The organism is Synechococcus sp. GEYO (assembly GCF_900473955.1).
In the GTDB taxonomy this organism is placed as follows: Bacteria; Cyanobacteriota; Cyanobacteriia; order PCC-6307; family Cyanobiaceae; genus Synechococcus_C.
This window is the reverse complement of sequence record NZ_UCNL01000008.1, coordinates 483,090-508,838: the sequence shown is the minus strand read 5'-3', so window position 1 is coordinate 508,838 and position 25,749 is coordinate 483,090. Positions and strand designations below refer to the sequence as shown.

General features: G+C 56.9%; 25 protein-coding genes. 13 read left to right on the top strand and 12 right to left on the bottom strand.

All coding sequences use genetic code 11. The features are described 5' to 3' along the window. Window positions 1-170: sigma factor-like helix-turn-helix DNA-binding protein (locus DXY37_RS09945; RefSeq protein WP_305791078.1), on the top strand; the 170-nt coding region annotated here is incomplete at its 5' end. 24 nt (window positions 171-194) lie between these two features. Here DXY37_RS09945 and DXY37_RS09940 read toward each other — a convergent pair. Next, the gene (locus DXY37_RS09940) at window positions 195-674 is read right to left on the bottom strand and encodes a hypothetical protein (protein WP_115126442.1); all 480 of its coding nucleotides are present in this window, start codon (window positions 672-674) and stop codon (window positions 195-197) included. 72 nt (window positions 675-746) lie between these two features. Then, window positions 747-2,405 carry an AarF/ABC1/UbiB kinase family protein gene (locus tag DXY37_RS09935; RefSeq protein ID WP_115126441.1) on the bottom strand — a complete coding sequence of 553 codons (1,659 nt, stop codon included), beginning with the start codon at window positions 2,403-2,405 and terminating at the stop codon, window positions 747-749. A gap of 195 nt (window positions 2,406-2,600) precedes the next feature. Between DXY37_RS09935 and DXY37_RS09930 the strand changes: the two genes are divergently transcribed. Together DXY37_RS09930 and DXY37_RS09925 are read left to right on the top strand one after the other, a co-directional pair. Next, window positions 2,601-3,998, top strand: a complete 1,398-nt coding sequence (locus tag DXY37_RS09930; protein ID WP_115126549.1) for an aminotransferase class I/II-fold pyridoxal phosphate-dependent enzyme — start codon at window positions 2,601-2,603, stop codon at window positions 3,996-3,998. Window positions 3,999-4,048: 50 nt separating this feature from the next. Then, complete coding sequence (locus tag DXY37_RS09925) at window positions 4,049-4,936, top strand: phosphatidate cytidylyltransferase (protein WP_244277038.1); 888 nt, start codon at window positions 4,049-4,051, stop codon at window positions 4,934-4,936. Window positions 4,937-4,956: 20 nt separating this feature from the next. Here DXY37_RS09925 and DXY37_RS09920 read toward each other — a convergent pair whose 3' ends face one another. The 5 genes from DXY37_RS09920 to DXY37_RS09900 all read right to left on the bottom strand — a co-directional run bounded on the left by DXY37_RS09920 (window position 4,957) and on the right by DXY37_RS09900 (window position 10,864). Beyond that, a complete protein-coding gene (locus DXY37_RS09920; protein WP_115126439.1) occupies window positions 4,957-5,586 on the bottom strand; it encodes a DUF2993 domain-containing protein in 630 nt (209 codons plus the stop codon). A 36-nt stretch (window positions 5,587-5,622) separates the two neighbouring features. Beyond that, window positions 5,623-6,522: an alpha/beta fold hydrolase gene (locus DXY37_RS09915; RefSeq protein WP_115126438.1), complete on the bottom strand. Its 900-nt coding sequence runs from the start codon at window positions 6,520-6,522 to the stop codon at window positions 5,623-5,625. After that, entirely contained in the window at window positions 6,519-7,643 is a 1,125-nt protein-coding gene (locus DXY37_RS09910) for an iron-containing alcohol dehydrogenase family protein (RefSeq protein ID WP_115126437.1), read from the bottom strand. Before DXY37_RS09910 ends, DXY37_RS09915 begins: the two co-directional genes overlap by 4 nt. A gap of 5 nt (window positions 7,644-7,648) precedes the next feature. Then, entirely contained in the window at window positions 7,649-10,237 is a 2,589-nt protein-coding gene (locus tag DXY37_RS09905; protein WP_115126436.1) for an ATP-dependent Clp protease ATP-binding subunit, read from the bottom strand. Between the two features lie 138 nt (window positions 10,238-10,375). Further along, window positions 10,376-10,864: a GNAT family N-acetyltransferase gene (locus DXY37_RS09900; protein ID WP_244277035.1), complete on the bottom strand. Its 489-nt coding sequence runs from the start codon at window positions 10,862-10,864 to the stop codon at window positions 10,376-10,378. Between the two features lie 60 nt (window positions 10,865-10,924). Between DXY37_RS09900 and lysA the strand changes: the two genes are divergently transcribed. Genes lysA through DXY37_RS09865 form a run of 7 tightly spaced genes read left to right on the top strand, consistent with a single transcriptional unit; the run spans window position 10,925 to window position 17,453 of the window. After that, complete coding sequence (lysA, locus tag DXY37_RS09895; protein ID WP_115126435.1) at window positions 10,925-12,286, top strand: diaminopimelate decarboxylase; 1,362 nt, start codon at window positions 10,925-10,927, stop codon at window positions 12,284-12,286. Window positions 12,287-12,313: 27 nt separating this feature from the next. After that, window positions 12,314-13,147, top strand: a complete 834-nt coding sequence (gene cdaA / locus DXY37_RS09890) for a diadenylate cyclase CdaA (RefSeq protein ID WP_170951845.1) — start codon at window positions 12,314-12,316, stop codon at window positions 13,145-13,147. Next, entirely contained in the window at window positions 13,144-13,941 is a 798-nt protein-coding gene (locus DXY37_RS09885; RefSeq protein WP_115126433.1) for an isoprenyl transferase, read from the top strand. Before cdaA ends, DXY37_RS09885 begins: the two co-directional genes overlap by 4 nt. A gap of 26 nt (window positions 13,942-13,967) precedes the next feature. Next, complete coding sequence (gene bioB / locus DXY37_RS09880; RefSeq protein WP_115126547.1) at window positions 13,968-14,978, top strand: biotin synthase BioB; 1,011 nt, start codon at window positions 13,968-13,970, stop codon at window positions 14,976-14,978. Further along, the gene (locus DXY37_RS09875) at window positions 14,975-15,955 is read left to right on the top strand and encodes a rhodanese-related sulfurtransferase (RefSeq protein WP_115126432.1); all 981 of its coding nucleotides are present in this window, start codon (window positions 14,975-14,977) and stop codon (window positions 15,953-15,955) included. Before bioB ends, DXY37_RS09875 begins: the two co-directional genes overlap by 4 nt. Continuing rightward, window positions 15,952-16,956, top strand: a complete 1,005-nt coding sequence (locus tag DXY37_RS09870; RefSeq protein ID WP_115126431.1) for a DUF952 domain-containing protein — start codon at window positions 15,952-15,954, stop codon at window positions 16,954-16,956. The genes DXY37_RS09875 and DXY37_RS09870 overlap by 4 nt, the downstream gene beginning before the upstream one ends. Next, complete coding sequence (locus DXY37_RS09865) at window positions 16,956-17,453, top strand: hypothetical protein (protein ID WP_115126430.1); 498 nt, start codon at window positions 16,956-16,958, stop codon at window positions 17,451-17,453. Before DXY37_RS09870 ends, DXY37_RS09865 begins: the two co-directional genes overlap by 1 nt. Here the strand turns inward: DXY37_RS09865 and lipA are convergent. Further along, window positions 17,435-18,445 (bottom strand): lipoyl synthase, encoded by a 1,011-nt coding sequence (gene lipA / locus DXY37_RS09860; RefSeq protein ID WP_371638079.1) that lies wholly within the window; start codon window positions 18,443-18,445, stop codon window positions 17,435-17,437. The two genes, DXY37_RS09865 and lipA, sit on opposite strands and share 19 nt — an antisense overlap. Before the next feature lie 3 nt (window positions 18,446-18,448). Further along, window positions 18,449-19,018 carry a recombination mediator RecR gene (gene recR, locus DXY37_RS09855; protein WP_304623071.1) on the bottom strand — a complete coding sequence of 190 codons (570 nt, stop codon included), beginning with the start codon at window positions 19,016-19,018 and terminating at the stop codon, window positions 18,449-18,451. A gap of 117 nt (window positions 19,019-19,135) precedes the next feature. Here recR and psbP point away from each other — a divergent pair, with 117 nt between their 5' ends. Continuing rightward, a complete protein-coding gene (psbP, locus tag DXY37_RS09850; protein ID WP_115126428.1) occupies window positions 19,136-19,690 on the top strand; it encodes a photosystem II reaction center PsbP in 555 nt (184 codons plus the stop codon). 113 nt (window positions 19,691-19,803) lie between these two features. Next, the gene (locus DXY37_RS09845) at window positions 19,804-20,319 is read left to right on the top strand and encodes an aromatic acid exporter family protein (protein WP_115126427.1); all 516 of its coding nucleotides are present in this window, start codon (window positions 19,804-19,806) and stop codon (window positions 20,317-20,319) included. Window positions 20,320-20,548: 229 nt separating this feature from the next. Here the strand turns inward: DXY37_RS09845 and DXY37_RS09840 are convergent, their stop codons facing one another. Genes DXY37_RS09840 through DXY37_RS09830 form a run of 3 tightly spaced genes read right to left on the bottom strand, consistent with a single transcriptional unit; the run spans window position 20,549 to window position 25,442 of the window. Then, window positions 20,549-21,451, bottom strand: coding sequence for an LCP family protein (locus tag DXY37_RS09840; protein ID WP_115126426.1), 903 nt, complete (start codon window positions 21,449-21,451; stop codon window positions 20,549-20,551). A 56-nt stretch (window positions 21,452-21,507) separates the two neighbouring features. Then, a complete protein-coding gene (locus DXY37_RS09835; protein WP_115126425.1) occupies window positions 21,508-23,634 on the bottom strand; it encodes a cation:proton antiporter in 2,127 nt (708 codons plus the stop codon). After that, a complete protein-coding gene (locus tag DXY37_RS09830) occupies window positions 23,634-25,442 on the bottom strand; it encodes an ABC transporter ATP-binding protein (RefSeq protein ID WP_115126424.1) in 1,809 nt (602 codons plus the stop codon). The genes DXY37_RS09835 and DXY37_RS09830 overlap by 1 nt, the downstream gene beginning before the upstream one ends. Window positions 25,443-25,543: 101 nt before the next feature. Between DXY37_RS09830 and DXY37_RS09825 the strand changes: the two genes are divergently transcribed. Beyond that, on the top strand, window positions 25,544-25,741 hold the full coding sequence (locus tag DXY37_RS09825) for a hypothetical protein (protein WP_136975591.1): 198 nt from the start codon (window positions 25,544-25,546) through the stop codon (window positions 25,739-25,741). Window positions 25,742-25,749 lie beyond the last annotated feature (8 nt).

Below are 25,749 nucleotides of genomic sequence, written 5' to 3'. Positions count from 1 at the left end.
AGCGTGTGCTGCGGATGCGCTACGGGATGGACGGGCAAGATCCGATGAGCCTCACAGCGATTGCTAAATCGCTAAAAATGAGTCGTGATCGCACTCGCAAGCTCGAACGCGAAGGTCTGGAGCTACTGCGCCGTGGTGATGTTCAGCTTGAGGCTTACGTGCTGGCCTGACACCCGCCAATTTCACACAAGTGATCAGAAGAATTCGTCAAAGTTGTCGAAATCAACTGCTTTGAAGTTTCCAGCTTCGACCTGGGTCATCAAGCGCTCAAGTTGAGCCCAGAGTGCACCTCCGGTGAGGATTGAGAGCACCAGTGCACTGAGATAGGCGGCACCTGCAGCAAAGCCGAAAACTTGGAGTGAGCCCCCGATGAACAAGGTGACGCCAATCAGGATCCCCGTATAACTCATCACGGTTTCGGCATTGCCGAGGGGTAGCAATGGCAGCCTGTCTTTTTTCCAGCCATCCAGGCGGTTCTGAACCAGCCTGGAGAAGGTGAGTCCGCACACCACGCTGATTGCCAATCCCAGCCCTGCCATCGCATAGGGCGGTTGTTGCAGGTTGGAGTAGTCGAGAAGGATGTCATCCATGCTGAGACCGCCGAATGCTTCGGTCAGCAGGTCGATCTGAGCCTGATCGAGCTCGATGGGAGCAGTGTCGGGCGCGATCGACATAAGTCAGGAAAAGGATCGTTGGGACGTCATTATCGCTCTGCTACTGCAGGGGTGACGGGGCGTTAGGTCTCATCAGGCCGCGAGCGGATTCAGACGCTGCATCACACCCTCGGCAATTTGACGCGGCCCAAAGGTCTTTCGCATCAGGGCAGTCAGCTCTTTCAGATCTGAGAGGTTCAGGCGGTCGTCTTTGATCAGGGTCAGCAGGAGGCGCTGACGCAGGTCTCCTCCATCTCGACTCAGTAACAAACGCAGACCTGCCCCGGCCACCGGCAGCAGTTCTCCGCTGCTCTGACCCCCCGAATAATTGCCAACAACATCGAGAAGACTTTCAAGTCGTTCAACGCGTAGATTTCCCTGCTCGTCAAAGATGACTTCCATCAGCTTCTCTCGCATTTCTCTGGTGTCACCAGCGAGGAGTCTCTTGGCCACGTAGGGATAGGCCACCGCGATGATTCGGAAGTCGGGATCGAGTCTTAGAGCAAGGCCTTCCTGGCTCACCACGGCTCGGATGATCAGAGCGAAGCGTGCAGGCACCCGGAAGGGATAGTCGTACATCAATTCCGAGAAACGATCGGTGATCGCCTTGAAATTGAACGAACCGACGGAATCTCCAAGACTTCCTCCCAGGGCATCTTCCAGGGCGGGAATGATCGGTGTCAGGTCAGCACTGGGTGCAAGGAATCCGAGTTCCTGGAAATCTCGGGCAACCGCTTCGAAATCACGGTTGATCAGATGGACCACAGCTCCTGTGAGTGTCAGGCGATCCTGATCACTGATCGAATCCATCATCCCGAAATCTACGTAGGCCACGTGTCCGAGATCGCCGCTTCGACCAGGGAGTGCAAAGAGATTGCCCGGGTGGGGATCGGCATGGAAGTAACCGAACTCCAGAAGTTGCTGGAGTCCGCTGATCACGCCTGTGCGAATGAGAGCCGCGGGATCAAGGCGTTGGGACTTGAGCTCATGTGAATCGCGAAGCTTGCTTCCCTGAATCCAGCTGGTGGTCAGAACTCGGCGGCTTGAGAGCTCTTCGTCGACATCGGGAATGGTGACTGCGTCATTGTCAGCGAACAATCTTGAGAAGTGCCTGGCGTTGTCTGCTTCGCAGCAGTAATCGATCTCTTCGAACAGGCTTCGGCCGAACTCATCAATAATTTCTCCGAGGCCAAATCCCAGATTCAGTGGCAAAAATGGAGCGGCCAGAATCCCGAGACTGCGGATCAGCACCATGTCGCGCCGCAGAATGAAGGTCAGATTGGGTCTCTGGACTTTCACGGCGACCCAGCGTTGTGTACCGACCCGAGCCTTGTAGACCTGCCCAAGACTTGCGGCTGCAACAGGTGTATCGGGAAATTCCTCAAACAGCTGATCCACTGGAGCACCCAGTTCCGTTTCGATCGTGTTCAAAGCGATCGCATGGTCGAAGGACGGCAGATCGTCTTGAAGCCGTGTCAGCTCATCCAGCCAGTCTCGACGGATCAGATCCGGACGGGTCGAAAGAGCCTGTCCGACCTTGATAAAACAAGGCCCGAGGTTGGTCAGGGTGCGCAGCAGAGTGCGAGCCAGATCTCGCTGAACACGGGGGTCGCTGCTGCCGCCCCTCAGCAGCAAGCTCAAGACCAGTCCCAGTAGAGCCCAGAAGATCTGGATCAGGCGCGGTATGCCGATCCATGGGCGCAACAGGAGCCATCGGACATCTCGGCCCGGGTTGTAGCGAAGCGAATCCACGCCCAGCAGCGCTAGGGAGTGTGGATCCTAGAGAGTCCAAAAGGTTGCTCGATGCTTCTGTGTTGCAGAGAGCGGACCGATCAACGCAGATCAGCATCGGTCAGCATCGGCAGCAGTTGCCATGCTGCATGGGGAAAGTCCAGCTGGCATCACCGAGCCGGTGATGCCCCGACCTGTTGTCTATTCCCTGCGCTCATGCCGTCGCTTCTCGAGCTTCTGCGACCGGATCGACGTCTGGCTTTGCATCTTCCGGTGCATGGTCGTGGAGCAGCTCTGCCGCCACTGATGCAGCGTTTGCTGCGTCAATCACCGGGCAGCTGGGACCTGCCCGAGTTGCCGGAGATCGGTGGTCCGCTCGAATCTCATGGTGCAGTGGCAACCAGTCAGGCGCGGCTGGCTGAAGCGATGGGTGTTGATCACTGTTGGTTTGGCGTGAACGGTGCCACTGGTCTGCTTCAGGCTGGTCTGCTTGCGATGGCGCAACCGGGAGAGGCTGTGCTGCTGCCTCGTAATGCCCATCGTTCGTTGATCGCTGCCTGCGAGCTGGGGGGCGTGATGCCGGTCTTTCTGCCGGTGCCGTTTTTTGCCGATCGCGGTCACGCCGGGGCGATGACCGCTGAGGGCCTTCGGCAGAGCCTGGCTCCCTGGCCTGATCCAGGTCGTCCCATTGCTGGTGCTGTTCTTGTTCACCCCACATATCACGGCTACTCCGCTGAGATTGTGGAGCTGATCGAATTACTCCACAGCAGAGGATTTCCGGTCATGGTGGATGAAGCCCATGGCACCCATCTGGCCTTCAATGCCGAGCAGGACAGCCCTGTGTCTGCTCTTGTTGCTGGAGCTGATCTGGTTGTGCATTCCCTTCATAAATCTGCGCCTGGTCTCGCGCAGACCGCAGTTCTGTGGCATCGCTCTCAAAGGTTGGACCACGAGAGAGTTCAACGTTCTCTGGCAAGACTTCAGACCACGAGTCCCAGCTCTCTTTTGCTGGCTTCCTGTGAGACAACTCTTGATTGGTTGCTGTCCAGCCGCTGGACTTCGCTCTTCGAGGCTCGTCGGCACCAAGCCAACCAGCTGATCCATGCTCTGCGAGAGCAGGGTGTTTTGTTCCATCCCAGTGATGATCCCTTGCGATTGGTCCTTGCAACGGGCCAGCTTGGTGTGAGTGGTCTGGATGCGGATGAGTTCTGCATGCGTCAGGGCGTGATCGCTGAGTTGCCTGAGCCTCTTTGTCTCACGTTCTGCCTTGGATTTGCTCGGCATCGGGGCTTGGCAAAGCGACTGCAGAGGATTTGGCAGGCGTTGGCTCGTGAGGGTGATGGTGTGCCGCTGCCGGTCATCCCTGATCCGCCGTTGCAGAGCACGTCGATTCCTGAGCTCACCCCTGATGAAGCACAACGGCTTCCCCATTGCGTTCGCCCATTGGCTGAGTGCGCTGATCAAATCGCTGCTGAGCTGATTTGCCCCTACCCGCCCGGTGTGCCCCTGCTCGTACCTGGAGAGAGAATCTCTGCAGAGCGAAGCCAATGGCTGCAATCGCAGCATCATCGATGGCCTGTTCAGGTGCCCGGTATGGTGAAGGTTCTGGCCTGATGGGCCCTGGGATCTGACAGGTGATTTCAGACGCCACAACCGGAAAGGCCGTGAGCAAGGGGCGAGTCGCCGATCACAAACGCCTGGTCAGCGGGGTTCTGGTGGGTCTGTTTGGTTTGGTGGTGGTGGGTCTGGGTGGTTGGTGGTTCACGATCGCCCTGGGGGTGATTGTGCATCTGGGTTTGCTGGAGTTCTTCCGCATGGCCCAGTTCAAAGGCATGCGTCCAGCCACAAAAACCACACTTGTGGCCTGCCAATTACTGCTGATCAGCACTCAGTGGTCTGTGAACGGAGGCATCGCATCTTCTCTCGCTGATGCGGTGTTGCCTCTCTCTGGAGCTGCCATCTGTGGCTGGTTGCTGCTGCAGCCGATTACCGGTTCGATTGCGGACATCGCCGCCTCGATCTTTGGACTGTTCTATCTGGGGTTTCTGCCCAGTCACTGGTTGCGGCTTCGCAACCTTAAGGCCGTAGATATCGCCCCCCTGGTGGATCACATGTCCTGGACCTGGATCAGCTCCGGTCTGCTGATCACGTTGATGGCCTGCCTGATGGTGGTCGCGAGTGATATCGGCTCCTTCTTCATCGGTCGGCGCTTTGGTCACCACCCTCTCTCTCCAATTTCCCCAGGCAAAACGATTGAAGGGGCGTATGGCGGACTGGTCTCTGCGGTGCTGATCGGTGCGCTTGGCGGTGCACTGCTGGAGTGGCCTTACGGATCTCTCGCCGGCGGTTGTCTGGGTGCGCTCGTCGCCCTGTTTGCTCTGGTGGGTGATCTCACCGAATCGATGATGAAGCGGGATGCCGGCGTGAAGGATTCCGGGGATGCCCTGCCGGGCCATGGCGGAATTCTGGATCGGATCGACAGCTATCTGTTCACACCAGCGGTGGTGTTTTACGTGGTGACCCTAGTGATGCCAGTGATGGCTCAAGGTTGAACGTTTCTGGGGTGAACTGCTCAGGGATGAACTGTGGCGTTGCCTTTGATCACCATCTGACCGCCCTGCAGCCTTGCATCGATGATCTTGATGGAAGGATCCATGGGCAGCAACAATTTTGCTTCCGCATCGCAGTGGTTCACTCTGATCGTGCCCCGATCCGCGCAGAGGGAGAAGCTTCGTTGCACGGGGTCTTTGCCTGTGATCACATCCGCTGTTAGCACCAATCGATCGTTATCGATCGCCATTGAGCGCAGCGGCGTTAGGCCCATCAGCTGTTCAGCCAGTAGATCGGCCAACCATCGCCAGCGATCAGTCGCCAGCGCTTTGTTGAGATCGGTTCCGCTCAGAACTACCTCCCCTTCGATGCTGAAAGGGTCTTTGAGTTGCAGCGGCTGGTTGGGTTGACCAGGGCGGAAGATTGTTTTCAGTTCGCCGGATTGCAATTCAGCGCGCAGCAGGGGCAGTTGTTCAAAACTCACTCTGCGAGCCTCGAGCGAGACACCTTTTAGCCGACCTCTCAGCAGCTCAATCGCTGAACCCTGAAGGGCCAAATTCAACTCCTCAACAGAGTCGCACTGGTTGCGAATCCAGCGTTGAAGACCGCTGGCCAGGAGCTGGAGAACGGGGCCTGAGCTGGTCTGGGGCATGGAAGCTGAGCACCACGATGGCGGATCAGAACCTCATCATCCGATGAGGTCCGAGGGATGGTTGTTCAACAGCGTGGATTGGAACCAGTTGAGACAGCGTTCGGCCACTCGATCGGGCTGATCGATGTGCGGAAGATGTCCGCAATCCTCTAACTGTTCAATCCTGTCGTTGAGGATCAGAGCCGCTGCTTTCTTTTGTGGAGCCCTGAGGATCCTGTCGTTGTCTCCCCAAATCACGTGCAGAGGCTGATCGGGAAGCGGTGTGCCGCAACCTGAAAATCCTCCGCTGCGGGCAAACGCTGCGAGTGCCTCTGCCCAGCCGGGGCACTGCAGATGCAGTGAAGCGATTTGTTCTTCCTCGGCCCCCACGTTGGCGTCTGGATCGGCAAAGGCCTGGCGGCAAAGGCCTCGACGCACTCCTTGGCGACTGAGGAACCAGGCGCCGAAGCGATCCAGCAGAGGGGGTACTGGCATCGGTCTGCCAGTGAGTCCTGCTGGGGCAAGCAGCATTAAGGACTTGATCTGATGCTGGTGACGGCGTGCCGTTTCCACGCCAACGGCCCCTCCCATCGAAGCTCCGATCAAGCCGCATGGAGCTGCCTTCGGGATGTGCTCAAGCACGGCATCTAGATGACTGAGCACCTGTTCGGGACCGTAGATCGCATCGAGGGGACGCGGTGAGAAGCCAAAGCCGAACAGGTCGGGAATGAACAGTTGAAAGTGTTGACTCAGCAGTGGGGCCAGGCGCCGATATTCCAAGAAACTGCTGTCGAAACCGTGCAGCAGCAACAAAGGGGGACCCTCCCCCACCACAGCGACAGGAAATGGTGCGTCAATCTTGAGTTCTGGCAGCTCCCACCACTCGAGATGCTCCGCCAGGTTGCTGGCCTTGGGGTCCAACAGTTCGCCTTTGATCGAATCCAGCAGATCTTTCAAGGCAAAACTACGCTTGTTTCAGCAGCTCCCACAAGGGCTTCCATCAAAGCGCCTGGAGTGACTTCGAAAGGAAGATGATGCAGATCAGACCCGTCTCGACAGGCGAACTGGCAGACCTGCTGCAATTGATTGAGGCTGGCTTGACCCAGCCCCAGGTCATCAAGGCAGACGGGCAAACCCAGTTCTCGCAGCAGAGGCAAGAGCTGGCGATGGGCTTGCGCCGCCAAACGATTGCCGCCGAGACGCTCCTCGAGGCGCAACTGAACGAGTACTCCGAAGCCCACCTTCTCGCCATGGAGAACGGAATGGCATGCTTCGAGCTGAGTGAGACCGTTATGAACTGCGTGAGCGGCGACCGTTCGACAGCGAGCTCCACCTAGACCCCCAATCACTCCTGCAGTGAGTCCGCAGGCATCCACAACCCGTTTCCAAGCTTCGCAGCCAGGATTCTGGATGGCCTCGATGCTGTCGATCAGCAGCTGGTCTCGCAGAACTCGGGCCATTTGCACAGCCTGCTGAATGACTCCGTCTTGGCTCGAGCCGCTGCTCACGGAGGCTTCGTACCACTTGGCCAGCGCGTCGGCGATCCCACTGGCCAGGGTGCGTGTCGGTGCCTTTATCAGCAGCTCATGATCGAAAACAAGCAGATCAGGGCAGTGCCTGAGGCCTTGATCACGCTCAAAAGCTCCATCAGGGCTGTACAGATTCGAGAGGGCAGTCCACCCGGCACAGGTTGCCGCGCTCAGTGGAACCGTGACACAGGGGACTTCGAGTCTGTCGGCTAGCAATTTTCCACTGTCGAGAACCTTGCCACCCCCTGCGGCGATCACTCCATCGCACGATTGTCGAACAAAATCGTTCTGGAGCCTTTGAAGATCAAGCTCACAGCAATCGTGCTCTAGATTCTGCTGGAACACTCTCAGACCGCTTTGATTTAGCTCACGACAAAGCTTGGACCGAATCTTCTGCGTGGACTCACTCCTGCCAAGCAGCAATGGATTACGACAGAGATTTGAAATGGGCTTCTGAGCTTCAATCCAAGCTCCCGACCCACGAATGACCTGGGAGGGAGCGATGGAATGAACTGAGATTGAACTGTTTCTGGAGTCTGTTTGGATCATCCAGGTCAGAGACCGGCACCAGCGAGCGCAGGGGTTTCGCTGGGTACAGCGGAAAGATGCTTCACCACCACCTTGCCATCTTCCACATCCACTTCCGCTGAATCGCCATCTTTGATGCGACCTGAAAGGACCTCCTCGGCAAGGCTATCTTCAAGTAAACGCATCACAGCTCTACGCAAGGGACGGGCGCCGTAAGCAGGGTTGTAACCCTCTTCAACGAGACGCTCTTTAAAGGCATTGGACACAGACAAGGTGATGCCTTTTTCGCCGATTCGATTGAAGACCTCCCGCAACATGATTTCTGCAATTTCCTTCACCTCTTCGCGATTAAGTTGCCTGAAGACGATGATTTCGTCAAGGCGATTGAGAAATTCAGGACGGAAATATTGCTTAAGCTCTTCATTAACGAGCGACTTAATGCGGTTGTATTGATTCTCCTCAGCATTTTCATCGCCAGAGAATTCAAAACCAAGACCACCTCCACCTTTCTCAATCACTTTCGAACCAATGTTCGAGGTCATGATGATCAGAGTGTTCTTGAAGTCGACAGTTCGACCCTTGGAATCGGTGAGGCGTCCGTCTTCCAGCAACTGCAAAAGAAGATTGAAAACATCAGGATGCGCTTTCTCAATCTCATCGAACAAAACAACAGTGTAAGGGCGTCGTCGGACTGCTTCGGTGAGCTGGCCACCCTCATTGAAACCTACATAGCCAGGAGGTGAACCGATCAGTTTGCTGACCGTGTGTCTCTCCATGAATTCAGACATGTCAAGTCGGATCATGGCGTCTTCACTGCCGAAGAAGTAGGCAGCTAAGGCTTTTGTGAGCTCAGTCTTACCAACGCCGGTCGGGCCGGAGAAAATGAAGCTGGCAATTGGGCGATTTGGGTTTTTAAGGCCAACACGCGCCCGTCGAATCGCTTTCGAAACTGCTTTCACAGCTTCGTCCTGACCAATTAGACGCTTGTGAAGCGTCTCTTCCATATTGAGCAGCTTGACGGACTCACTTTCAGTGAGTTTCTGCACCGGTACACCCGTCCACGAGGCCACAATCTGGGCGATGTCCTCTTCGCTCACGACCGGGGTCGTTGTTTCGGCAACTGCACCCTGGAAGGATGATTGTTCGGAACTTCCAGCCGTCGACTCAGTAGAGGGTTCGACTGTTTCGGTGGTTTCCGAAGCTTCGCTGGGAGTGTCTTGGCGACTGCTCTGCAGAAGGGTGCGGATTTTTTCGCGCAATTCAACTTCCTTGTCTCTCAGCTCTCCGGCACGAGCAAAATCTTGCTCGCGAACGGCATCTTCCTTGTCTTTCTGCACTGTGCGCAGCTCTTTATCTACTTCCTTGGCTTCAGGTGGAAGCTTGGAATTCAGCAGACGCACGCGACTGCCGGCTTCATCGATCAAATCGATGGCTTTGTCAGGCAGAAAGCGATCGGAGATGTAGCGATCACCGAGGGTGGCCGCTGCTTCAAGGGCCTCATCGGTAATGCGCAGGCGGTGATGTTGTTCGTAGCGCTCACGCAGACCACGCAGGATTTCGATGGTGTCTTCGATCGAGGGTTCACCAACGTTGACGGGCTGGAAACGTCGCTCCAGAGCTGCATCCCGCTCAATGTGCTTGCGGTACTCATCAAGTGTGGTGGCTCCGATGCACTGCAGCTCACCTCGGGCGAGAGCAGGTTTGAGAATGTTGGCAGCATCAATGGCACCCTCTGCCGCACCAGCACCGATCAAAGTGTGCACCTCGTCGATCACAAGGATCACGTTGCCCGCGCCTTTGATCTCCTCCATGATTTTTTTGAGGCGTTCCTCAAATTCGCCCCGGTACTTGGTGCCGGCGACCAGTAGACCAATGTCAAGGGTTAGAACACGCTTGTCTTCAAGGATGTCGGGAATATCACCCTGCTGGATGCGCTGAGCCAAACCTTCGGCGATGGCAGTTTTGCCCACTCCTGGCTCACCAATCAACACAGGATTGTTTTTGGTGCGCCGACCAAGGATCTGAATGACACGGTCAATTTCGTTGTGGCGTCCAACCACCGGATCGAGCTTGGCTTCGCTGGCCAGCTGGGTGAGGTTGCTGCCGAATTCATCGAGTGTGGGTGTTTTGGTGGATCCCTTGGCACCGGAACCACCACCGCCTCCAGCACCCACCTCAGCCGTTTCGCCCAGCATCCGAATGACTTGGGTGCGGACCTTGGCAAGGTCAACCCCGAGATTTTCGAGGACACGCGCTGCAACACCCTCACCTTCACGGATCAGCCCTAACAGCAGATGCTCTGTGCCGATGTAGTTGTGACCAAGCTGGCGCGCTTCCTCTAGAGAAAGCTCGAGCACACGTTTAGCTCTGGGTGTGAACGGAATCTCGACTGCGACGAAACCTGAGCCACGTCCGATGATTTTTTCAACTTCTACGCGAGCATCCTTGAGATTCACGCCCATGGACTTGAGCACTTTGGCTGCTACCCCAGTTCCCTCACCGATCAGCCCGAGCAGGATCTGCTCAGTGCCCACGAAATTGTGACCTAGTCGTCTTGCCTCTTCCTGGGCAAGCATGATCACCTTGATGGCCTTCTCGGTAAACCTCTCGAACATCGTTCAGGCCGACAGCTGTTCGACCCAACCTATCAGGGCTGAACGGGTAGTTGTGGATCGATGATCCAAAGGCACATCCCAGTGTTGCTGGGGGTTGATTGCCCCAGAAAGTATTAATCAATGCCGAAATGTGTTCCTTTATTCAGTTTGATCAGTGCGGAAATCCCTACCCCTTCTGATTGATCGCGACTGCAGCAGGGCATCGTCGCCGTTGGAGTAGTAACTGCTTCTGCAACCAGTGGTTGAAAATCCGCACTGGGCGTAAAAGGCTCGCGCTACGGCATTCGTTGATGCCACCTCCAGGGTTGCTGATATCGCTCCGAGGCCTGTGGCCCGTTCCATCACCGCCTGCAGCACCCTCGCGCCGAATCCACAGCGTTGGTGAGTCGGATCCACTGCGACTGCTGTGATCTGCAGTTCATCGACCACTAACCATGCCGAGGCCATGGCGATCAGACTTTGATCCTCTGCGTCGATGCCCATCACCAGTCTGTTGTTGTCTGAAAGCTCCCTCTCCCACTGCTGTTTCGTCCAGAGCCCCTTCAAAGCAATCCGGTCAAGCTGAAGGCAGCCGCTGAGGTCATCCGGCCCCAGTCTGCGTGGCGTGATCAGCACTTCACCAACCAAAACAGCACTGCCTGGGCGACGCGCCTCCTTACATTGCCTGTCCGACCGCCTCGACGCTCCATGCCACAGCCCTACGAATCAGGGTGTGACCTGAACAGCCCGAATCGCAATCTCGCGCCGATCACCGCAGAACTTGACGATCAGGGACGTCTTGCCGTTGGCGGTTGTGTTCTCAGCGAGCTGGCCGAGCGTTATGGAACACCTTTATATGTGCTGGATGAAGCCAGCATCCGCAAGGCCTGTCAGGCCTATCGCGATGCCCTGAAGCGTCATTATCCAGGACCCTCACTGGCGATCTATGCCTCGAAGGCCAACAGTTCAATGGCTCTGACGGCTCTTGTGGCGTCGGAGGGTCTGGGGCTTGATGCCGTCTCGGCGGGTGAATTGATGACGGCGCTCGACGGCGGCATGCCTGCTGAACGGATGGTGCTGCATGGCAATAACAAGTCGGTCGAAGAGCTTGAGTTGGCCTACAGCAAGGACGTGATGGTTGTTGCGGACAACCAGCACGACCTGGATTGCCTGCAGACGATTGTTCCGGAAGGAGGACGGCCTGTACGCCTCATGCTTCGCTTCACGCCTGGTATTGAGTGCCATACCCACGAGTACATCCGCACCGGCCACCTCGACAGCAAATTCGGCTTTGATCCTGATCAGCTCGAGCCCGTGCTCCGCAAGCTTCAGGGATGTTCCTGGGCGAGGGTTGAAGGCCTGCATGCCCATATTGGTTCACAGATTTTCGAGCTCGAGCCCCACCGCGACCTGGCTGCTGTCATGGCGGATGCCCTGCGTTTGGCCCTTGAGCTCGGTCATCCCGTTCGGGATCTAAATGTTGGTGGTGGACTGGGAATCCGTTACGTGGAAAGTGACGATCCGCCGTCGATCGATGCCTGGGTGAAAGTGGTGGCTGAAGCCGTCGTAACGGCCTGCAGAGAGAGAGATCTTGCGTTGCCGCGTTTGCTGTGCGAGCCAGGCCGATCGCTGGTTGCGACTTCAGGAGTGACTATCTACACCGTCGGCTCTCGCAAGGTGGTTCCGGGGATCCGTACTTATCTATCTGTTGATGGGGGTATGAGCGACAACCCCAGGCCAATCACCTATCAATCCCTTTACACCACTTGTCTGGCGGACCGCCCTCTGGCCAATGCTGAAGAGACCGTCACTCTCGCGGGCAAACACTGTGAGTCGGGAGATGTGCTGCTCAAGGATCTTGCCTTCCCCAGATGCAGCAGCGGTGAAATCCTGGCGGTCTTTGCCACTGGGGCTTACAACGCGTCTATGAGTTCCAACTACAACCGCATTCCAAGACCAGCTGCGGTGCTTGTGCATGCAGGAGATGCTGAGCTGGTTCAGCGTCGAGAGCAGCCGGAAGATCTGCTGCGTTACGACCTGATGCCTGAACGGTTGCGCTCTGTAAACTGAGAACACTAAAGGGCGAAGGAGAAGGTGTTGGAGGTGTTGCAACTGCGCCTTCTTCTCGACGTTCTCTGCGCTTCTCTCCTCGGCTTTCTGCTCTTCACCAGGGTTAATGAGCAACGCACGCTCTGGTTGTTGCGTGGATATCTCTTACTTGTGGCGCTTGCTTGGTTCGTCAAGCGCTTTTTCAATCTTCCACTCACCTCAACGCTGATTGATGCGTTGGTTCTGGCTTGCTCACTGTCGCTCGCCATCCTTTGGCAAGGAGAGTTGCGTCGGTTGATGGAACTGCTCGGCACGGGCCGTCTTGCTGTGTTGCTGGGGAATCCCCAAAGCAAAATGAGAGCGACTGCCAGCACCGTGGCTCAGCTCACCGACGCGGCAGGCCGTCTCTCCAAGAGTCGTCGAGGAGCCCTGATCGTTGTCGATCTCGGCAGTGATCTAAGACCGGAAGACTTCCTCAACCCGGGGATCACCATTGATGCCCAGCTGAGCAGCGAACTGCTGTTGAATCTGTTCGCTTCCGATACGCCTCTTCACGACGGTGCCGTCGTGCTTAAGGGCAGCCGCATCATCTCTGCGGGGGTGATTCTGCCGCTGTCACGGCAGGGCATCAGTCGCTACGGCACCCGTCATCTGGCCGCTCTGGGGATCACTGAACGCTTTGATCGCTGCATCTGCGTGGTGATTTCCGAGGAGACCGGAACCCTGTCACTGGCCAACCAGGGACGTCTGGAACGTCCGATCACCAGTTCACGTTTGCAGGATCTGCTCACCGAGTTGATTGCCGCGTCTGTGTCGACCGCGCCTGTGAAATCACCATCTCCGCGTAGCGTGAGTTCAGGCACTAAGGATTCCTTGCCTTGAGCCAACGACTGGCCGTCAGTACTGATCTAGCTGCACCACGGTGCTGTCCTGAAGCACTGGATCCACGCAGGATGCCTGGCCATGTCGCCGTGATCATGGACGGCAACGGACGCTGGGCCAAAGCTCGTGGCCTGCCACGGGTCATGGGACACAGGGCCGGTGTCGAGGCGCTCAAGTCCACCCTCCGGCATTGCAGCGACTGGGGGGTTGAAGCACTCACTGCCTATGCCTTCTCCACCGAGAACTGGTCTCGGCCAGGGGACGAGGTGAATTTTTTGATGACTCTGTTTGAAAGCGTTCTGCAGAGAGAACTGCAGGCGCTTGAGCAGGAACAGGTGCGAATTCGCTTCCTTGGAGACCTGGACGCATTGCCGGTCAAGCTCCAGGCACTGATCGCTGAGGCCACGCAGCGGACATCCGCAAACAGCGGCATTCACTTCAACGTCTGCACAAATTATGGAGGTCGTCGTGAGTTGGTGCGTGCCAGCCAGCGTCTGGCGGAGCGCGTTTCTCGTGGAGAGCTGGAGCCATCGCAAATCGATGAAAATGCCCTGGCCGCAGAGTTGTTCACGGCGGGCGAGCCTGATCCGGATCTGCTGATTCGTACCAGTGGCGAGCGGCGGATCAGTAATTTCCTGCTCTGGCAGCTGGCCTATGCCGAGATTCATGTCACCGATCTTTGCTGGCCGGATTTCGATGCTGAGGCTCTCCAGCTCGCACTGCAGGATTACCAGAGCCGTCAGCGACGTTTTGGTGGGCTTCAGTCCATGGAGCCCCACGCTCTGGGATCCTGAGTGCAGCAGCAATGGTGGCTGGTTCAATGACGGACACGGTGGACCTACGCCACGACTGGACGCTTGAGGAGATCCAAGCCCTGCTTGACCTGCCTCTGATGGATTTGCTCTGGCGCGCCCAAAGCGTGCACCGGGCCGCCAATCCTGGGTACCGGGTTCAGCTGGCTTCATTGTTGAGCGTCAAGACCGGAGGCTGCGAGGAGGACTGTGCCTACTGCTCCCAGTCGATGTACAACAGCAGTGATGTGGGTGGTCAGGCCGACCTGGAGGTGAAGGCGGTCCTGGAGAGGGCACGAGCAGCGGCCGCTGCCGGTGCCGATCGCTTTTGCATGGGCTGGGCCTGGAGGGAGATCCGTGAAGGACCTGCCTTTGAGTCGATGCTGAGGATGGTTCGAGGGGTGCGTGAGCTGGGTCTTGAAGCTTGTGTCACTGCAGGAATGCTCACCGATACGCAGGCGGAGCGTCTGGCCGAAGCAGGACTCACGGCCTACAACCACAACCTCGACACCAGTCCGGAGCATTACGACCGGATCATCACCACCCGAACCTATGAGGAGAGGCTGGAAACACTGCAACGCGTGCGTCGTGCCGGAGTGACGCTCTGCTGCGGTGGAATCATCGGCATGGGCGAAACGCTTCGCGACCGTGCCTCGATGCTGCGGGTTCTGGCCTGCATTGACCCACATCCGGAAAGTGTCCCGATCAATGGTTTGGTGGCTGTCGAGGGAACACCCCTGGAAGGTTTGCCCACCGTTGATCCGCTTGAGTTGGTCCGGATGGTGGCCGTTGCCAGAATCCTGATGCCGTTCAGCCGTGTACGACTGAGCGCTGGTCGAGAAGAACTCAATCGGGAAGCTCAGATCCTCTGCCTTCAAGCAGGTGCGGATTCGATTTTTTACGGTGATACCTTGCTGACAACTGGTAACCCTGCTGTGGATGCCGACCGGGCTCTGCTGGAAGCTGCCGGGGTTCAGGCCAGCTGGCAGGAACAGGAGGCACTCGAGCAGCAGCCAGAACAGGAGACAGCAGCGGCATGACGGCGGCGCAAGCCGACAGCCCATCGTTTCTCGTGGCAGCGTTTTACGCCTTCACGTCGCTTTCACCTGCTGCATTGGAGTCGTTGCTGACAGATCTGCCTGAACTGGCCTTTCGGGAACAGGTTGTTGGTTCTGTGTTGCTGGCACCAGAAGGTGTGAATGGCACGATCAGCGGACCCGACCAGGGCGTGACCGCAATCCTGAAGTGCTTGCGCAGCAGGATCACACTTGGGGATGCCCATTTCGAGCGCCTTCAGGTGAAGCGGAGCCGATGTAGCCGCCAGGCGTTCCGTCGTTTCAAGGCCCGTCGCAAGCGCGAGATTGTGAGCCTGGGACAGCCTTGTGCTGACCCCCGCCGCAATGTGGGGACCTACGTGGACCCTCGCAATTGGAATGCGCTCGTGGATGATCCCGACACGCTGGTCATCGACGCCCGCAATGCCTATGAGGTGGCCGTCGGCAGTTTTGTGGGTTCTCTGGATCCAGCAACGGACAGTTTCCGGGATTTTCCTGACTGGGTGGAACAGCATCTCCGTCCTCTGGTAGAGCGCACGTCTCCGGCGCGCATCGCCATGTTCTGTACCGGTGGAATTCGTTGTGAGAAGGCCAGCAGCTTTCTGCAACAGCGGGGATTCCCCGAGGTTCATCATCTTCAGGGCGGCATTCTCAACTACCTGGAGCAGGTGCCTGAAGAGCAAAGCCGCTGGGAGGGAGAGTGTTTCGTGTTTGATCAGCGAGTCGCCCTCAACCATCAGCTCGAGCCTGGCCAGCACAGCTTGTGCCATGCCTGTGGTCTGCCGCTGACGCCGGAACAGAGGCAACTGGAGAGTTACATCCCCGGGGTGCAGTGTCTGCAGTGCAGGGATCGTTTTACGGATGACGACAGGGCACGCTTCGCGATGCGGCAGAGCCAGCTCAGACAAGGCGTCCTTTCGCAATCTTCCGGCTGGCAATCACGTCCCGACACTCACGGATGAGCGCAGCACGGCCTGTTCTTTACAGCTTTCGTCGCTGTCCCTATGCGATGCGCGCACGCTGGGCTTTGTTGCAGGCAGGCCAGCTTGTCCAATGGAGGGAAGTTGAACTCAAGGACAAACCAGCGCCGATGCTTGAGGCATCTCCGAAAGCAACGGTGCCGGTTTTGGTTCTCGCTGATGGCACAGTGATCGATGAAAGTCTTGCGGTGATGCACTGGGCACTCAAGCAGGCTGATCCGTGCGATCTCCGCCGGCAGCGTTCTGGCAAAACGCAGGACAGCATCCAGCAGCTGATTGAGCTCAACGACACGACCTTTAAACACCATCTCGACCGTTTCAAATACACCGATCGATATCCGGGACAGTCGAAACAAGACCATCAACAGCAGGGGTTGGAGGTGTTGCGGAGTTGGTCGGATCAGATCGCTGACTGTGGAGGCTGGCTTGTGGATGCCAGCTGTTCCCTCGCTGATGTCGCACTGTGGCCGTTTGTGCGTCAGTGGCGCATTGCTGATCCTGAGGGATTTGACGCTGATCAATCCCTGAAGCCGCTGCATGGTTGGTTGAGGCGTTTTCTGCAAGATCCTGATTTTGAGCGCCTCATGCAGAGGGCTGATCCCTGGCATCCCGGGGGACTTCAGCCCCTGTTTCCCGCTGATGCCGTCGACGTTCCAGTTGACCAACCCTTGTTTCATCTGGCGCTGGCTGAGGACTGGAAAGTTGCAAACGTGTCGGGTCAGTACGACATGTCCACCCGAGGACTGCGACTTGACCAGGTGGGATTCATTCATCTGTCTTGGCGTGAACAAGTGGCTGTCACCTTTGAGCGCTTCTATGCGGATGCGGAGTCTGTGGTCTTGCTCACGATTGATGCGGCGCGGCTGACCGCCCCTCTGCGTGCCGATGCGATTCCAAGCGGAGAGTTGTTTCCGCACCTTTATGGGCTATTGCCGATTGAGGCTGTTGTCGATGCGGCTCCATACCTCGATTCGGAGCGGTGATGCTGGATCAACTGGAAATGGAGGCCCGTCAACGGGGCCTACTGCTGAGACTTCAAGTCGGCCGCCCTCTGGGGCTGTGGAGTCTGCGGCTTGTGGTGGCTCGTTCACAGTCGGAACGACTGCAGCTTCTCGGCGAGATGAAAGCCTGGGCTTACAGCGGTCCCCGTGGATTGCAACTGGATACGATGCGCGTGCTGCCGGCTGCTCCTGCTGGTTGCGGTGATCTCATCTGGGCGGCGACCATGGCCTGGGCGGTTGAGGCAACCCCTTGCCGACAGGCAAGGCTGCTGGCCATTCGTGATGACGAACGACAGCATCAACGGCTTGTGCGTTATTTCAGGTGTCGTGGGTTTGAATCCGTGCGCGAGGTGCAGGCCGCTCTCTGGGATCTGCCGCTGCGTATGGTCTGGGGCGGTGCTGGAGCACTGATGCTTGGAGACTGCGATCAGGTGCGGGAGAGGGCTCTGACGCGTTGGCGTCAGTCCGCTGCGTGGTAGCTGCTGCGCACTAGAGGCCCACTCCTCACCACAGCGAAGCCGAGCTCGCGAGCAACGGATCCCAGATCTTCGAATTCATCGGGATGCCAGTAGCGATCGACTGGAATGTGGGCCAGCGATGGGCGCAGGTATTGCCCGATGGTGAGCCGCTGGCAATCAACGGCACGCAGGTCGCGCATGGTTTCGATGACTTCATCCCTGCTTTCTCCCAGCCCCAGCATCAGGCCGCTCTTGGTTGGAATCTCCGGTGCCAGTGTTCGCGCGGCGGCCAGCAGGCCAAGCGATCGCTCAAAGGTGGCTCCCCTGCGAACCTCCCGCTGTAGGCGTTTGACGGTTTCGAGGTTGTGGTTGAAACACACCGGCGCAGCTTTCAGTACTGTTGCCAACCGCTCACGTTGAGCGGTGACGGCTCGCCGTGAGTCGGCGTGCCCTCCCCAGAAATCCGGAGTTAACACCTCGATGGCTATCAAGGGATTTCTGGCCCTGATTGCAGTCATGGCAGAGGTGAACAGGCAGGCCCCATGGTCATCGAGGTCATCGCGTGCAACGGCGGTGAGCACGACGTATCGCAGCCCCATTGCTTCCACGGCATCGGCAACTTTCTCCGCTTCGAGCGGGTTGACGGCCTGTGCGCGACCTTTTCCCACCTGGCAGAACGCGCAGCTGCGCGTGCAGATCGACCCCCCCAGCAGGAATGTGGCGGTGCCTGCGGCGTAGCACTCCCCTCTGTTCGGGCAGCGCCCTTCCTCACAGATGGTGTGAAGGGCATTGGACTTCACCAGCCCCTGAACGCGTTCGATCGCGGAGGCCTCTCCCAGGGGGCGACGCAGCCACTCTGGTAACCGCTCATGCGGCTGGATGGAGGAAAAGCGGCTGGTCTTGCGCACGCCGATGCACGGGTCTTCTTTCAGGGTGGCTCCATTTCCAGAAAGGGAGAACCTGATGGCCGACTCCACACCCGTCATCGATCGAATCGCTGCAGTCAGCAGCAAAGATCAGTCCACGTCGCGTCGACCCTCAAGTGCACGACTGAGAGTTACATCGTCGGCGTACTCAAGTTCACTGCCCACTGGGAGTCCGTATGCAATCCGGCTGACCCTTGTGAACGGTTTGAGCAACCTGGCCACGTAGAGGCTTGTGGTGTCGCCTTCCACGCTGGGGGTGAGGGCCAGAATCACTTCCTCCACGTCGTCGGCGGCCACTCGCTTCACCAGGCTGCTGATCTGCAGCAGATCGGGCCCAATTCCATCCATGGGAGAGATCAGCCCTCCCAGCACGTGATAACGGCCGCTGAATTCCCGGGTTCGTTCGAGAGCGAGCAGATCGCGTGAATCAGCGACCACACAGATCTGGCCGTTGGAACGCTCTTCGTTGCGGCAGATCTCACAGACGGGATCAGCGCTGAGGTGAAAGCACGTCTGGCATTGTCCGACCTGGGTGCGTGCGGCCAGCAGGGCATCCGCGAAACTGCGGATCTGCTCTTCCGGTTGCCTGAGCAGATGCAGGGCAAGTCGCTGCGCGGTGCGGGGTCCAATCCCCGGAAGTCGCTCGAACTGGTCGATCAGACGAGCGAGGGGTCGGGTGAATCCGCTCAGAACACTGAGGCAAGTGGCGAAAATCTAATCAGGTGATGGTGCGGGCAGAATGGCGCGCATTCGGTCAACTTCAATTCAAGTTCTTCAATGGGTTCATTGCTGCGTCAACCACTCCGGTCACTGCTCGTTCTGCTTTGTGTGCTCATGCTCAGCGCCTGCGGCGGAGCCAGCGCCGGCCTCAACTCCTTCAAGAGTCCCGATGGCCGTTATGCCTTTCTATACCCCACCGGCTGGACACGAGTTGCGGTGACCGGTGGGCCCGCAGTCGTGTTTCACGACCTGATCCACAGTGATGAGACTGTGAGTCTGGTGGTCTCTGAGGTCGACGCCGATGAAGACCTTGAGACACTCGGCAGTGCTGTAGCAGTTGGCGAGCGGTTGCGGCGCGAGGTGATCGCTCCTGATGGCAGTGGGCGGAATGCTGAGTTGATTGAAGCCCGTGAGCGTGATTCCGATGGTCATGTCTTCTACGACCTGGAATATGCCGTGCATCTAGAAGACCGCGATCGCCATGAGCTGGCCACAGTGGTGGTCGATCGCGGTCGCCTCTACACCCTTGCGACCAGCACCAATGAAGATCGCTGGTCGAAGGTGCAGGGACTGTTCGAATCAGTGATCAGTTCGTTCACGCTGTTGATCTGAGGACCTGCAATTCTCTTTCATTCCTTGTTCTTCAAGTATGGGGCTATTTGACGAGTCCTAACTGGCTTCAATCTTTATTGAACGCCAAGTATCGTTTCCTTGATTATTAAAAGATGATCAAAACGAGTGGAAGGCGCCAAATCAGCCGAAAAGAGCTTTTGATCTCTTTTCAGATCGCTCTTGTCGCTCTCTTGGCGTATTGGATCGGCTTGCGTTTTACTGCTTTGTTTCCAGGTTATTTCCCGAAAATAGGAGGCCTCTGGTCAGCGATTTCGGCTGTCATAGTAGTTCAAGTAAGCAAAAAAGATACCGCTGACTCTGCTTGGTTGAGGATTATTGGAACAGCTTTGGGAGCTGCCATTAGTGCTCTTTATCTCTTTCTCTTTCCGTTTCATGCGGTTGGAATGGGTGTATCGATTTTCTTTTCATCGCTTATTTGCACTTCTTTGAATATGAATAGCTGGATGAGGCTTTCGGCTATTACAGTGCTCGTGGTCATGGTGACTGCAAGTCTGAATCCGGCGCTGAACCCAGCGCTGAACGCGTTGTTGCGTTTCTGCGAATCTTTCATTGGCTCTGCCGTTGCAGTCTTCTTGATTTCTTTGTGGCCTAAAGCCTTGGCTGACTAAGGCCTGAAATTAATCCCCTTTAGGCATGGATGCTTTGAGAAAAGTTCTGTTCGTAATATTGACGAACCTAATCTTTGGAAGAAGGTAACAAGGTCTTCTTATTCCTCGCAAAGCTTAATGAGTAAAAATAACGATTTGATTTCGGCTTTGATCGAGATCAAAGAATTTGCGGATGTATGATTTTTATGAATTGCAGTCAGTTATCGTTTGAGAATAAAACTGATACACGTCAGTAGAGGAAGCGGTAGCGCCAGCTGCTGGATTCACTGGCATCACCACCGCTCTGTTGCGCAGGCCATTCAGTGTCGAGATAACTGATGCCATTCCGATAGAAGGGGCGTGCATCAAGACGTTCGGTTTCCAGTTCCGTCAGCCCCATCGCCGTAATCAATCCGCCCAGCTCCATGGCGCCGAGATCGGTTTCAAGGTTGTTGCCGGCTTCTTTGATCAGGGCGGGCAGTTTCACAAGATGTTCAGGCCGGGTCAGTCGGCTGAACAGGCTTTTCAGCACAAGCTGCTGTCGCGCTAGACGACCCAAGTCTCCTTCCTCATCGTGTCTCCAGCGCAGGAATCCCTCAAGGTCATGACCTTTGAGCAGCTGAGGTCCGGGTTGCAGATCAATCAGCAGCCCCTGACTGTTGTCTCGGTAGTAAAGGCGTTTCGGGACATCGACCTCAACGCCTCCGACCAGATCACTGAGTGTTCTGATTCCATTGAGGTTCACAAGGATGTGATGGTCGATCGGTCGACCCATCAGCCTGGATAACTCAGCCTTGACGGCTTCATGCCCCCCGTAGGCGTAAAGAGCATTGGCCTTGACAGGCCCGAAGCTATGGGAATCGATGTAGCTATCTCTTGGGATCTGAGTGATGGAGGTGCGTCCTCCTTCCACTTTCAACGTGAAGATCGCATCGGTGTTGCCGCCACCATCATCAATGCCAAGCACGAGAATCTCGCGGTTGTCAAAGACTGACCAGGCTGAAAAGGGATTGCTGAAGGGCAGCAGAAGAGGAGCCTCAGATTCAGGCATGAGCGAACGACTGAGCGGAATCGCCAGCAAAAAACCCCCTGTCAGCCCCACAATGGCTGAGAGGATTAAAGTTTTTGGCTGAACTTTTCTCGCATCATCCATTGGCGCACTTTAAGGCCTAAATCTCCATTTCTTAATCATTTCTTGGTTGACTTGGTTCAGGTCAAGGGTTCGCTGATCACCATCGAAGCGCAATTCATCAGAGACACCAGATTGCTGGTTCGATCACTTGCCGGAATGGGTAAACCTGCGACCTGACGGCGCTGAGAACGCAAGATCACCAGATCGTGATCGCGGCTGCTGCGTTCGATCTTGGTTTCAACCCCAGGTCCGGACGAGAGCTGAATCCGAATGACGGCGCCCAAGCTGTCGCGGGGTTGCCAGCGACGCAGTTCATGTTCGATTCGGATGCGTTCAGATCGATTGAGTCGAGGATCAACAATGTGTAAAAGCGTGATCAGGCCTTGCTCGCTGGACTGGCTCGCGAGAAGCCGTTGGGCAAGCTCAAACTGTTCGCGGGCGCTGGCGGAGAGGTCTTTGATGGGTACAAGAATGCGTTGAAGGGTTTCGACCGGGCGATCGGCCAGGTTGACCACAACAACGGGGCAGTGTGCGCTGCGGCAGACCCCGTCCACGAGGTCACCAAAAAACCAGCGCCTCACCTTGTCCGGTCGTCCCGCTCCAATCATCAACAGATCAGCACCCTGTTCCAGGGCGCTGCGACTCATTCCGCCTGCAATGTCTTCATCCAGTCGAAGCAGGCAGCGGGTTTTGACCTTGAGCTGCTTGCCAATAGTCGCAGCCTGGGACAGTCGTTCCCTGGCAGATGCCACGGCACGATTCAATCCCCCCCGCGCTTCTTCAAGACTGGGACAGACCAGAGCCAGCGGCAGTAATTGACCCTGCATTTCGGCACTGCCACTTAGCAGCCGAGACGCAATGCTCAAAAGCCCCTGTTCCGTGGAAGGATTCGCGATCGGAACGACGATGGTTAAAGGACGGCTGACCACATCGAGAGGAGTGTGATCACCTGACAAGGCCTGCTCGCCAAGCTCTGCGCCGTTGCGTCGTGTTCGTTTCGGTTCCACCAACTGCCTGACGGAACGTGCGGTGAGGATTGGTCCGAGGGTTGCGGTCACCACCATCATGGCAAGAACGGCATTCAGCACCGTTTGGTCGAGCAATCCAGCTTCGTAGCCAATGAATGCTGTGGCCAGTGTTGCGGCGACCTGTGGCATGGCCAGCGACCACATCATCACAATTTGGTTGCCGTTGTACCGGAAGGCTCGACCTGCAATCAGGCTCACCACGCCTTTGCAGCTGATCACTCCGATCACCATCAGAACAGGCAGCTCAAAATGGGTCATGGAGTTTTTGAGGCTGTTCAGATCAAGCAGGAGGCCGAGGTGAATGAAAAAGATGGGGATGAACAGAGCCGCACCAACCAGAATTACCTGCTGTTTTGACTTGCCCTCCGGTAAAACGGAGTTCACCGCCAGCCCCGCCAGAAAGGCCCCCACGATTTTTTCCACCCCGGCAAGCTCCGCTCCAATCGAAGCGATGAACAGGATGAGCAGGATGGTGAGGAAGATCCTGCTTTCGTCGTTGATGCTTCCGCGGAAGATCCTGCTTCCGACCTTGCGAATGATCGTGACAACGGCCACGGCAAAGATGGAGACGCTGGCGATCAGGCCGGCCAGATTGGTGAGCGAAAAGGACTGCTTGCCAAGACCGATCGCGATCGCAAGCACAACCAGAGAGGCGATATCGGTGAGGATGGTGCTGCCAACGCTGACCACGACAGCTTCATCTCGCTGTGCTCCATAACTGCGCACGATTGGGTAGCCCAAAGGGGTATGCGTTGCAATCAGGCTCCCGATCAGCAGACAGGGCACCAGTGGATAGCCGAGTAGGAGTCCAATGGCTCCCCCGGTTGTCATGCCACCGACAAAATGGAGAATTCCAGTGGTCAGAGATCGACTGCGAACACGGTTGAATTCATCGAGATCAATCTCCAGGCCCACGATGAACAGGAGGTAGATCGCGCCGATGTCAGAGACGAGTTGAAGGGTCTCACCGTCTGGCTGCAGAAGATTGAGAGCGCTGGGGCCCATCAGCACGCCCGCGAGCAGCAGGCCGACGAGATCGGGAAGACCCGTTCTCCTGAATAGGGGTGGAACCAGCATTGCCAGTGCAACGAGCAAGGCAAAGCTGCCCATTGGCTGATGTGCCAGATGGGACAGCGATGTGAACCCCGGTGACGCCGCAGCGAGCAGGTGGACCATCAAAGAATCAGGGCTTCATCGTGGCGAAGTCCGGCCTGAACGCGCCAGAGATCGGCATAGACACCAGCTTGATGCAGCAGTTGTTCATGGGTGCCATCCTCCATGATGCAACCCTGATCCATGACAACGATGCGATCAGCATGTCGAACTGTGCTGAGTCGATGAGCAATCACCAGTGTGGTGCGGTTCGCGGTAATCCGCATGAGTGAACGCTGGATCGCGGCTTCGGTGTCGTTATCAACTGCCGCCGTTGCTTCATCGAGAATCAATACAGGTGCGTTTTTCAGAATCGCTCTCGCCAATGCGATCCGTTGGCGCTGCCCTCCAGAGAGCCGTTGCCCTCTCTCGCCCACGATCGTGTCGAACTGTTCCGGCAGTGCCTGGATGAACTCGAGCGCTTCGGCCTCTCGTGCGGCGACGAGCACTTCCTCTGGAGAGGCGTTAGCTGCTCCATAGGCGATGTTCTCGCCGACACTGCCATGAAAAAGGTAGACGTCCTGACTAACGAGGGCGATTGAACGCCGGAGATCATCGAGCCTTAGCTGCTCAATGGGGATGTCATCCAGGAAAATTCTCCCTCCATTGAGTGGATAAAGCCTCAGCAACAGTTTCACCAGAGAGCTTTTGCCTGAACCGGTGGCTCCGACAATTCCCAGGGTTTTTCCCGCGGGAATGGTCAGGTTGAATTGGTTCAGCAGAGCCGGGCGATTCCGATAGGCAAAATCGACTAGCTCATAGCGGATGTCACCACGCACTTGCTCAGGGGCGAGACGGCAGCTTCCACCAGCGATCTGGATTGGTGTGTCGATCAGATCAAGCACCCGATTCGTAGAGGCCATGGAGCGTTGGTAGTCGTCCAGTGTGCGGCCGAGAGTGGTGAGCGGCCAGAGCAACCGCTGGGTGATGAAGACAAGAAAGCTGTAAGTACCAACTGCGATCAAGCCATTCCTGGCCTGAATCCCCCCGACAAGCAGAATGGCCAGAAATGCAAACAGAATGGCGAAACGGATCAGTGGAATGAAAGCGGCAGAGATCCTGATGGCATGGCGGTTGCACTCCCTGTAGGCATCACTTTCCCTGCGTAGCTGCTCAATCTCCCATTTCTCTTGGGCAAAGCTTTTGATGGTGAGCATGCCTCCAATGTTGTTGGTGAGTCTGGAGGCCATATCTCCTGCTCGGCGGCGTACATCGCCATAGCGTGGGGCGAGCCGGCGCTGGAAATTCAGCGAGCCCCAAAGAATGACTGGGATGGGCAAGAAGGCAAAAAGCGCCACACCTGGAGCCAACATCGTCATCAAACCACCCACCAGCAGCACCGTGGTGATGAGATGCAAGATTTCATTTGCTCCATGGTTCAGAAATCGCTCAAGCTGATTGATGTCATCGTTGAGCACCGTGAGCAACCGTCCGCTGCTGTCGTGTTCGAAGAAGTCCATCTCCAGTTTCTGGAGATGGTCATAGGCCTCAAGACGAAGGCTGTGTTGAGCGCTTTGGGCGAGGTTGCGCCAGAGCAGGCCATAGAGATACTCAAAAAAGGATTCAGCCGTCCAGACCAGGAACGACAGCACTGCCAGCACGATCAACTGACTGAGCACCGTGGTGGCGCCGAGCTGAGCAAGCCATGACGTGTCCTGCTGAACAACGACATCCACAGCGAGCGCGATCAGCACCGGTGGTGCCAGATCGAAGATTTTGTTGATCACCGAGCAACTGGCCGCACACCAAACCCTGCTGCGGTAAGGGCGCAGATGCTGAAACAAACGAATCAGAGGCGCCTGCTCACTGGCATGGGGCTTGGAATTGGGCATCCGTTCGGCGTGCTCACTGTCTTATTCAAGCGTTGTGTTGAGCAGTTGCTTGAGTCCATTCACAGCCGAGCTAGACCATGAAAGGAGAACGAGGAGGTTGCATGACCCGTTCACGCGCGCTGAACCGATTCCATCGGTATTTGGCACACCGTCATCTGCAGACCCTGCGCAGCAGGATTACGGACGCTCAAGCTGAATGGGGTGGATATCAACGACTGGACGTGAGTAAGCGCCTACAACGGCGTGCTCTTCAGCGTGATCAGTGGCTGGACGGCTTAGAGCAGGAGCCAGCTCTCTGAGCCGGCTC

Coding starts and splice junctions, on each gene's coding strand:
- DXY37_RS09840 (WP_115126426.1), bottom strand. CDS start 21,451: ATGGATGATGCGAGAAAAGTTCAGCCAAAAACTTTAATCCTCTCAGCC.
- DXY37_RS09830 (WP_115126424.1), bottom strand. CDS start 25,442: ATGCCCAATTCCAAGCCCCATGCCAGTGAGCAGGCGCCTCTGATTCGT.
- DXY37_RS09875 (WP_115126432.1), top strand. CDS start 14,975: ATGACGGCGGCGCAAGCCGACAGCCCATCGTTTCTCGTGGCAGCGTTT.
- DXY37_RS09865 (WP_115126430.1), top strand. CDS start 16,956: ATGCTGGATCAACTGGAAATGGAGGCCCGTCAACGGGGCCTACTGCTG.
- bioB (WP_115126547.1), top strand. CDS start 13,968: ATGACGGACACGGTGGACCTACGCCACGACTGGACGCTTGAGGAGATC.
- DXY37_RS09910 (WP_115126437.1), bottom strand. CDS start 7,643: ATGATCCAAACAGACTCCAGAAACAGTTCAATCTCAGTTCATTCCATC.
- psbP (WP_115126428.1), top strand. CDS start 19,136: ATGGGTTCATTGCTGCGTCAACCACTCCGGTCACTGCTCGTTCTGCTT.
- DXY37_RS09825 (WP_136975591.1), top strand. CDS start 25,544: ATGACCCGTTCACGCGCGCTGAACCGATTCCATCGGTATTTGGCACAC.
- lysA (WP_115126435.1), top strand. CDS start 10,925: ATGCCACAGCCCTACGAATCAGGGTGTGACCTGAACAGCCCGAATCGC.
- DXY37_RS09940 (WP_115126442.1), bottom strand. CDS start 674: ATGTCGATCGCGCCCGACACTGCTCCCATCGAGCTCGATCAGGCTCAG.
- DXY37_RS09870 (WP_115126431.1), top strand. CDS start 15,952: ATGAGCGCAGCACGGCCTGTTCTTTACAGCTTTCGTCGCTGTCCCTAT.
- DXY37_RS09920 (WP_115126439.1), bottom strand. CDS start 5,586: ATGCCCCAGACCAGCTCAGGCCCCGTTCTCCAGCTCCTGGCCAGCGGT.
- DXY37_RS09835 (WP_115126425.1), bottom strand. CDS start 23,634: ATGGTCCACCTGCTCGCTGCGGCGTCACCGGGGTTCACATCGCTGTCC.
- DXY37_RS09930 (WP_115126549.1), top strand. CDS start 2,601: ATGCCGTCGCTTCTCGAGCTTCTGCGACCGGATCGACGTCTGGCTTTG.
- DXY37_RS09845 (WP_115126427.1), top strand. CDS start 19,804: ATGATCAAAACGAGTGGAAGGCGCCAAATCAGCCGAAAAGAGCTTTTG.
- DXY37_RS09905 (WP_115126436.1), bottom strand. CDS start 10,237: ATGTTCGAGAGGTTTACCGAGAAGGCCATCAAGGTGATCATGCTTGCC.